The following is a 1,194-nucleotide window of genomic DNA, read 5'->3' as shown; positions in this document are numbered from 1 at the left end:
AATAAAGTTGAGCTGATTCTAAACTGCAAAACAATTCACTTGGCTAGTGTTTTGATTCACTATAAAACGCTTTATTGTTCAGTTTTCAAAGAGCATTTTGTTTATCTTATCGGTGGTTGTTACCGAATCAACTTTTATAATATAGCATGTTATCAAATTGAAAGTCAATATCTTTTTAGTAGAATTTCTTGGCAATAAGTTTATAGAAAAATAAAAAGTGGCATTTGCCACAAGAGTTAGTTGAAAAAATGCAAGCTTCAATAGCTACTTTGTATATATCCAAATACTCCTATTGATAATTTTTTAAAACGGCTTGAAGTTTCAAAGAGAGTGAAAGGTCCCCTTTTACTTTTAGTTTACCCATCATGAAAGCAGTGGTCGGATTAAGATCACCTTTAATTAACTTAACAAAATTTGAATCAGATAATATTAATGTGCATTTTGAATTTCCAAGAGCTTCTTTTTGATACTGAACAGTATTGTCTTGAAATTTTACTTGATACACTCCGCCTTGTTCCCCACTCAGATCAAATGTAAAAACTGCATTGAAACCTTGAATCCCAGCAGGATTATTGTTGATCTTTTCTGCCAATTCCGCCAATACTTGATCTACCATTTCGATTCCCTCCCCCAAATACAATAAAAGAGCTGAAACATTAGTTTCGCTCTATGAAGTAAGTATGTATGGCGTGCCCTGAGAGATTCGAACTCCCGACCTTTTGATTCGTAGTCAAACGCTCTATCCAGCTGAGCTAAGGGCACAAATATATGGAGCGGACGAAGGGTCTCGAACCCTCGACCTTCGCCTTGGCAAGGCGACGCTCTACCAATTGAGCTACGTCCGCAAATGGTGCCGGCGATAGGACTTGAACCCACAACCCCCTGATTACAAGTCAGGTGCTCTACCAATTGAGCTACACCGGCATTTATTTATTTAGTTACGCCATTTCGATGAAAGAGATGGCGGAGCTGACGGGACTCGTCTCTGCTGGCGTTGTCATCGCCGTTACTCTTCCCTGCGAGCCAGTATTCGTGGTACCCGAGTGTACCGAGGGTGAACCCGGCACGGGTGAGAGGCCCGTTACTACTTCAAAGAATGGCGGAGCTGACGGGACTCGAACCCGCGACCTCCGGTGTGACAGACCGGCGTGAACTCCAACTTCACCACAGCTCCATAAAGGTTTGCACCTTCAA

Annotated in this window: 2 protein-coding genes and 4 tRNA genes; 1 reads left to right on the top strand and 5 read right to left on the bottom strand. The window is 41.7% G+C overall.

Annotated elements, in window-relative coordinates:
- Positions 1–198, top strand: a 198-nt coding sequence (locus ACPW7N_RS26585) for a hypothetical protein (protein WP_425654868.1), incomplete at its 5' end; no start/stop codon positions are given.
- Between the two features lie 91 nt (positions 199–289).
- Here ACPW7N_RS26585 and ACPW7N_RS26580 read toward each other — a convergent pair.
- The 5 genes from ACPW7N_RS26580 to ACPW7N_RS26560 form a co-directional block, all read right to left on the bottom strand.
- On the bottom strand, positions 290–616 hold the full coding sequence (locus ACPW7N_RS26580; RefSeq protein WP_425654867.1) for an SCP2 sterol-binding domain-containing protein: 327 nt from the start codon (positions 614–616) through the stop codon (positions 290–292).
- Between the two features lie 69 nt (positions 617–685).
- Positions 686–762 (bottom strand) — tRNA-Arg (locus ACPW7N_RS26575).
- Between the two features lie 7 nt (positions 763–769).
- Positions 770–845 (bottom strand) — tRNA-Gly (locus ACPW7N_RS26570).
- A gap of 3 nt (positions 846–848) precedes the next feature.
- Positions 849–924 (bottom strand) — tRNA-Thr (locus ACPW7N_RS26565).
- A gap of 173 nt (positions 925–1,097) precedes the next feature.
- A tRNA-Asp gene (locus ACPW7N_RS26560) sits at positions 1,098–1,174 on the bottom strand.
- Between the last annotated feature and the right edge of the window lie 20 nt (positions 1,175–1,194).

The sequence above is a fragment of the Brevibacillus nigriterrae genome (assembly GCF_049846925.1).
GTDB lineage: Bacteria > Bacillota > Bacilli > Brevibacillales > Brevibacillaceae > Brevibacillus_H.
The sequence above is the reverse complement of the archived record's forward strand: the minus strand, read 5'-3'. Positions and strand labels throughout refer to the sequence as shown.